7 protein-coding genes are annotated in these 6,756 nt (G+C 60.6%); 6 read left to right on the forward strand and 1 reads right to left on the reverse strand.

Annotation, left to right across the window (positions count from 1 at the left end):
* Positions 1-44: 44 nt before the first annotated feature.
* The 6 genes from JWQ61_RS21760 (at position 45) to JWQ61_RS21785 (ending at position 6,168) form a co-directional block, all read left to right on the forward strand.
* Positions 45-2,354, forward strand: coding sequence for a neutral/alkaline non-lysosomal ceramidase N-terminal domain-containing protein (locus JWQ61_RS21760; protein WP_304362358.1), 2,310 nt, complete (start codon positions 45-47; stop codon positions 2,352-2,354).
* 243 nt (positions 2,355-2,597) lie between these two features.
* Positions 2,598-3,017 carry a hypothetical protein gene (locus JWQ61_RS21765; protein WP_304362359.1) on the forward strand — a complete coding sequence of 140 codons (420 nt, stop codon included), beginning with the start codon at positions 2,598-2,600 and terminating at the stop codon, positions 3,015-3,017.
* Positions 3,018-3,170: 153 nt separating this feature from the next.
* Positions 3,171-3,563, forward strand: coding sequence for a nuclear transport factor 2 family protein (locus JWQ61_RS21770; protein WP_304362360.1), 393 nt, complete (start codon positions 3,171-3,173; stop codon positions 3,561-3,563).
* 50 nt (positions 3,564-3,613) lie between these two features.
* The gene (locus tag JWQ61_RS21775) at positions 3,614-4,471 is read left to right on the forward strand and encodes a helix-turn-helix domain-containing protein (RefSeq protein WP_304362361.1); all 858 of its coding nucleotides are present in this window, start codon (positions 3,614-3,616) and stop codon (positions 4,469-4,471) included.
* A gap of 70 nt (positions 4,472-4,541) precedes the next feature.
* Positions 4,542-5,087, forward strand: coding sequence for a DUF3455 domain-containing protein (locus tag JWQ61_RS21780; protein WP_304362362.1), 546 nt, complete (start codon positions 4,542-4,544; stop codon positions 5,085-5,087).
* 196 nt (positions 5,088-5,283) lie between these two features.
* Positions 5,284-6,168, forward strand: a complete 885-nt coding sequence (locus JWQ61_RS21785) for an amino acid ABC transporter substrate-binding protein (RefSeq protein ID WP_304362363.1) — start codon at positions 5,284-5,286, stop codon at positions 6,166-6,168.
* A 9-nt stretch (positions 6,169-6,177) separates the two neighbouring features.
* On the opposite strand, the gene JWQ61_RS21790 is transcribed toward JWQ61_RS21785, so the two are convergent.
* On the reverse strand, positions 6,178-6,756 hold a 579-nt coding region (locus JWQ61_RS21790; RefSeq protein ID WP_304362364.1), incomplete at its 5' end, for a nucleoside hydrolase.

Genomic DNA, 6,756 nt, shown 5'->3' on the forward strand with positions numbered 1-6,756 from the left:
GAAGTCGTTCTGTAACGTATTTACTTGACGTAAACGGAGGAACAATGAAATTACGACAGATAGCTGGCCGGATCGTCGCTGCGGCGTTGATCTGTACTGCGGCGCGATATGCCGCAGCCCACGATTATGTCGTGGGACTTGGGCGCGGCGATACCACCGCCGTGGCGATGGGGGAAACCAGCAACGCCTGGGCCGTTGCCCCCGGATTCAACGGTCTACAGTCGCGGCTGACGGCCAGAGCTTTCCTGATCAAGGATGCCGAGGCGAAACCGGCGGCCAGCGAGGTTCTGTTTGTCGTCGTCGAAGCTGGATTACCTGGCTCCACGGTGAAAGATGTGGTGTTGCAAGAATTGGCCGGGAAGCAGCAATTCAATTCCAGGTTTTCCGCCGAAAATCTCGTGATGGTGGTCACACATACCCACGGCGCGCCGCCCAATGGCGACGCCGCACGGCCAAAGCTGTTCAAGGCCCAGATCGACGGCATTGTCCAGGCAATCGTCAATGCCGACAATAACAAAGTGACCGCCGCCATCAAGGTCAGCCGAGGAAACCTGACGACGGTCAGCAGGAACCGTTCGATCGAAGCGTTCAAGCTGGATAACGTCAACGACATCAAAGCTGTCGGCGAGGCCGGCATCGATCCGCTGATGACGCAGTTGACGTTCGTCCGTGGCGGAATCCCGGTAGGGGCACTGACTTTCTTCGGTACTCATGCAACCAACATGGTCGATGATGGTTTTACCTATGTCACAGGGGACAGTTATGGTTATGCCGCCCGGCGGCTTGAAGACCGGATGAATCTTGGCAGGCAGAACGGCGGTCAGGGTTTCGTCGCCGCATTTGCGGAAACCAACCCGGGCGATGTGACCAGCAACAAGAATTTCGACATCTGCACAGACCGCCAGCGGCTGGATCATCATCAGACAGGCTGCAAACGTGGCGTCAAGGACACGCCTTTCGACAGCATGAAAGAAATCGGCGAACGTCTCTACGACAGGGCCTATATGTTGTTGACGGCAACGGGATCCGTGGCGGACCCGGCCAATCCGTCATATCCAAAAGTCATTTCGGCGGCGGCGCCGGTGGATGACGGCCTTGCGCCGGCCCGGCAGGGACTGAATTATCGCTATCAGAGCGTCGCGCTGCATAATATCCTGGTCGATGGAAAATATACCCGCGGCATGGGGCCGAACGGCAGCGATCCGGGAGCACAGCGGACCTGCGCTCCAGCCTGGGGCGCCGCTTTTGCTGCCGGCAGCACGGAAGATCTAGGCACGCCGCTAGCGGCCGAAGGTGCTGACAACAGCCTTTCGCTGGCTGCGCTGGTCGGTTATGGCCTGCAGGTGCCGATCTTGTCCGATATCCTGAAATTCCTGGCAAGCGCGGCGCTGCATCTGGACGCGCAAGTAGCGACGCTGACGCCCGAACTGCGCGCCTGCCAAGGGCCCAAAGACGTGATTGCAGCTTTACCGGCGACGCTGACGGAAATGCATGTGCTGAAGCTGGGATCCTTGTATCTCGCGGTTGCACCGTTTGAACTGCCGGTCATGACCGGGTACCGGATCCGCAAGGCGCTGGCGGCGACGCTTGGCGTCGACGATATGAAGAACGTCTTGGCGCTGGGTTACCTGTATGGCCAGAGCCCCAGCCTGGAAGCCGGCGGTTTCGCCGGTTACCTGGTGACGCCGGAAGAATACGAGAGCAAGCAGTACGAATCCGGCTACACCGACTGGGGAAAATGGAGCCAGCCGGCTGTTACACAGGCGCTCGACATGCTGGCGTCCGGCCTGAAAGACAATAGCGCGCCGCCGGCCAGGGCGCCGGTCGCACAGCCGGCGGCGGACGATCCGCTCACGGCGCTGGTGACTGCCGCCAATACGCCGGAAGAAAACATGCCGGCGCCGGTGGCGTGGGACGGCATTCCCTTGTTCAGGACGATCGGGAGCGTGCTTACCGCGCCCGCCATGCAATATGAAGCGCCCTTCAACAGCGGACAGGGGAAACGGCTGTTGGTCAGCGCGGAATTCGTGAGCGGCCATCCCATGAATCGCCTGCGCCGCAACGATACATTCCTTGTGATCGAAAAACAGACGGCGGATGGCCGCTGGGAAGAATATCGGCGTGACGACAAATGGGGCGCCAAGATCCAATGGAACCCGACCGGATTTTTGTGCATCAACTGCAGGAGCGCCACCGTGACATGGGAAGTGGAGCAAGGCAATCCGGGCGGCACCTACCGGATTGTGCACAAGGGTAATTACAAGCCGTTCTGGGCGCTGCCGGATGTGGTCGAGTTCCGCAGCGAGACCGCGCCGTTTGTGGTGGCGCCACAACCTGGCAACGCTACCGGCTGACCATGCCGGCATCCTCGCTGCTTGCCGCAGATTGGATGAACTGCTTCTGCGGCAAGCAATCTTGCGCCACATTTTTTGATCGATGATGCTGTGGATAAAAGAAACGTTCTCAAGGGTATTACAGTAGCCGCCGCTGCTTGCATCGGCATAGGATGCGGGCTGCTGTTTATCGATGGCAGTCCGCTTGCGCTGCTTGGGCATGGGCCGGAGATGCCTTCGGCAGCGGCGGCGCCGCATCCTGCTGTGAAATCGTCTGCAGCTTACGGCCAAAGCGCGGCCACCGCCGCTTCCCTTCCTGCTTCGCCGTTTTCCGCGGCGACGGCGGTTTCTCCCGTCCAGGAGAAACCGGCCGGACCTGCCGAACAAATGCTGGATATCCCGACGCTCGAGCAGCGCTGGGCCAACGATCCGCATCGCGATGAAAAAATCAGGGATGTGATCGCAGTGACGCAAATGCAAGACCGCATTGCCGGCCTGGGCGAGACGCTTCCCAAACTGGCGCCGGATCAGCAGCACAAGGCAGTCATGGCGTTGATTGGTGAAATGCAGGGGTTCGCCGCCAGGGGTGTTCTTCCAAAAAGCCAGGTAGACGGTGTGGCGAGCCAGCTGATGGCCGCCATCGATCCGAAAAACAAACAGCGAACCGCGGGGCAGCCGCAATAGTTCGCCAAAGGGTATCGCGGCCATGCTGCCCGCGCCCTTTCATCGATCTGATTACCTGGGAGGTAATCGACCGTGCCCGGTGTCGCGCGGAGAATGCAGTTGTCGATCACGACAAAGCCAATCTTCCGGACTCACCTCTCAAGGAGCACGACCATGACCAGCACCCATACCGATATCGCCAGCCAAGCCGCATCGATCGCCAGCCGCTATATTGCGGCCTGGGACGAACAGGACGCAGTGCGCCGCCGCGCGCTGATAGCAGCGCTGTTTACTCCTGAAGCGACCTATGTCGATCCGATGATGCGCAACGCCGGCCATGACGGCCTGGACGCCATGATAGGCGCGGTGCAGCAGCAGTTTGCCGGCCTGCGCTTCAAGCTGTACGGCAAGCAGGACGGTCACAACGAGGTCGTGCGCTTTTCCTGGACCCTGGCTGCCGACGGCGCCGAGCCGGTCGCCATCGGCACCGACATCGTGGCGCTGGCGGCGGACGGCCGCATCAGCAGCGTCACCGGTTTCCTGGATGCGATGAACCTGCCCGTTTGACATCTGCGGTTGCCGGGCTACACTGCCCGGTAATTCTTTGGAGACAACTTATGGGTTCGCCACAAGCCGTGGAGAAACAGGGCGCGGAGCCGGCAGCGCGCAATCGCTACTTCAACGACTTCGCTACTGCATTGCGGTATTGGCGCGACAAGCGCGGCTACAGCCAGCTGCGCCTGTCGGCCGAAAGCCATATCTCGCAGCGCCACATCAGCTTCCTCGAAAGCGGACGCTCGCAGCCGAGCCGGGAACTGATCCTGAAGCTGGGCACGGCGCTCGACATCCCGCTGCGCCAGCGCAATGTGATGCTGCTGGCGGCGGGCTTCGCGCCGGCCTATCAGGAGCGCAAATTGTCTGATCCCGAACTGGCCGCGGTCAAGCAGGCGCTGGATTTCATGCTGGCCCAGCAAGCGCCTTATCCGGCGCTGGTGGTGGACCGCCTGTGGAACCTGGTGATGAGCAACGGCCCGGCCGCGATGATGATCCGCTGGCTGCTGGACATGCCGGACAGCCAGCCGATCCCGCGCGAAGGCGTCAACGTCTTGCAGCTGATGCTGGACCCGCAGGCGATCAGGAAACACCTGGTCAACTGGCAGGATGTCAGCGCCGACCTGCTGCACTGGATACAGCGCGAAGCCATGAGCGACGGCCCGGGCAGCGAAGCCACCAGGCTGCTGGAACAGCTGCTGGCGCTGCCCGGCATCAAGGCCGCCAGCCAGACGCCGAACCTGGACACGCGCGTCTTGCCGTTCCTGGCGATGACCATCAGGAAGGACGATGTCGAGCTCAACCTGTTCACCTCGATCGCCACCATGGGTACGCCGCATGACGTCACCGTGCATGAGCTGAGGATAGAGTCCTTCTTTCCAGCCGACGCCGCCACCGCGGCCTGGTTCAAAAGCCGGGTCTAGCCGGATCGCCTTACAATAGACGCGCTGGAAACAAGCAAGCCCTATCGATCCACACAATGGAGAAAGCAAAATGACAAGAAAAATGTTAGGCACGGCAGCAGCTGCCTGGACCGCACTGCTGCTGGCAGGCTGCGCCAGTGCACCAACCACGACTTCGATCGTGATTCCTGACAGCCTGAAGGTCGCAGATACACAGACCTTGTCGCTTGAAGTAAAGGCCACTGGCGTGCAAATTTATGAATGCGCCGTTGCCAAAGCGGACGCAACGCAATTCGAGTGGCGTTTTGTGGCGCCGCAAGCTGATCTATTCGACAACGACGGCGAGAAGATTGGCAAGCACTACGCCGGCCCGACCTGGGAGTCGACCGACGGCAGCAAGGTAGTCGGCGCACTGCAGGCGCATAGCGACGCGCCCGAGGCTGGGGCTATCCCGTGGTTGCTGCTCAATGCAAAATCGACTGACGGCATCGGTGTGTTCGGCCTGACGAAAAGCATCCAGCGCCTGCAGACCTCCGGCGGCAATGCGCCGGCCGATGGCTGCGATCAGGCCCAGCTGGGGAAAGAAGCGCGCGTGCCTTATAAAGCGATATACCGCTTTTACGCTGCCAAACCGTAAGCTGCCGCCAGCGGCGTTTCCGCCCCAAGCCATGAGCGGAAACGCTGCGTCAGATTGACGCAATCAATTTGTAACACAAGCACCGCAAGCGCCAAAACTACTGATATATTTGTCGCGGGGAAATCTGCTCCTTAATCTATTTTTCGGCAGCCTGATTTGTCGGGCGGCCGGCGGCGACTCATTGGGAGCTTACGTTATGCATGGTGTCATCAAGCACGGTTTTACCCTGTTTTTTATCCTGGCGCCGCTCGCTGCAAGCGCAGGCGATACCCTCGGCAAGATCCGCGACAGCCAGACCATCACCTTCGCCTACCGCCAGACCGCACCGTTCTCCTACACCAATGACAGCAAGCAGATCGTCGGTTATTCGATCGACCTCTGCCAGAAAATCGCCGACGCCGTCAAGCGCGAGCTGAAGCTGCCGAACCTGAAAGTGCAGTACCTGCCGGTCGATTCCGCCACCCGTTTCTCCAGCATCATCGACGGCAAGGCCGACCTCGAATGCGGTTCGACCACCAATAACGCCGAGCGCCGCACCCGCGTCGGTTTCACCGTGCCGCACTTCTTTTCCAGCGTGCGGATGGTGGTGAAGAACGGCAGCGGCATCAAAAACTGGTCGGACCTGCGCAACAAGACCATGGTGATCACCAAGAGCACCACCACCATCGACCTGGTGAACGACCGCAGCAATGTGCGTTCGCTGAACATCAAGGTGCTGGAAGCGCAGGACGATACCGAATCGTTCGCCTTCGTCGAACAGGGCAAGGCCGATGCCTACGCGATGGACGACGTGCTGCTGTACAGCTTGCGCTCGACCGCGAAAAATCCCGCCGACTACACGATCCTCGGCGATCCGCTGTCGATCGAACCGTATTCGCTGATGTTCCGCAAGGACGATCCGGCCTTCAAGAAAGTGGTGGACCAGGAAATGGTGCGGCTGATCAACGAAGGCGAACTGAAAAAAATCTACAACTATTGGTTCACCCAGCCGAACGGCCCGAAAGGCAGCAACCTGAACATGCCGATGGGTTACCTGCTGCGCGATTCCCTGCAATACCCGTCGGACAAGACGGCGCAGTGAGCGCAGCGACTATTGCAGCAGGCGCTGCATGAACAGTTCCATGAACAATCGCTTGTCAAGCGCCAGGCAGACTTCGGCGTTTGGCGCGCCGGGCTGTTCCCTGGTGTAGCCGTCCTGGTCGACCACGATGCGCAGCGGCGTGGTCGGGCATATGCGGCGGTCGGCCAGGTAGGCCACCGGCACCACGTCGAACAGCGTCGGCGTAGCGCTCGACCAGGGTTGGTAGCTGTCGATCCACTGGTGGTACAGCAGCGTCAGCGCATCGGTCACCGGCGAACCATGGCCAAACAGGGCGCCGCGCTCGACTTCATCCAGCCTGACCTGGGTCGAGTCGAGCGGCATCATCACGATAGGCACGCCTGAGGCAAACAGTTTTTGCGCAGCCGGGATATCGGCCGCAATGTTGTATTCCTTGTCCGCCGGACGCGGCGCCGCATATTCCGATTTCCTGTAGCCGGCCCGCACCGATCCGCCCATCATTACCACCCGCTTGAGCTTGCTGAAAGTGGCGGGGTCGCGCGTTATCGCCGCGCCGATGTTGGTCAGGGGACCGAGGGCGATCAAGGTGACCTGGCCCGGATGCTGGCG

It is taken from the genome of Collimonas fungivorans (assembly GCF_028292705.1).
GTDB lineage: Bacteria > Pseudomonadota > Gammaproteobacteria > Burkholderiales > Burkholderiaceae_D > Collimonas > Collimonas fungivorans_B.

Excerpts from the sequence above, each read along its gene's own strand:
- JWQ61_RS21775 (WP_304362361.1), top strand. The coding sequence starts at position 3,614 with ATGGGTTCGCCACAAGCCGTGGAGAAACAGGGCGCGGAGCCGGCAGCG.
- JWQ61_RS21780 (WP_304362362.1), top strand. The coding sequence starts at position 4,542 with ATGACAAGAAAAATGTTAGGCACGGCAGCAGCTGCCTGGACCGCACTG.
- JWQ61_RS21760 (WP_304362358.1), top strand. The coding sequence starts at position 45 with ATGAAATTACGACAGATAGCTGGCCGGATCGTCGCTGCGGCGTTGATC.
- JWQ61_RS21785 (WP_304362363.1), top strand. The coding sequence starts at position 5,284 with ATGCATGGTGTCATCAAGCACGGTTTTACCCTGTTTTTTATCCTGGCG.
- JWQ61_RS21770 (WP_304362360.1), top strand. The coding sequence starts at position 3,171 with ATGACCAGCACCCATACCGATATCGCCAGCCAAGCCGCATCGATCGCC.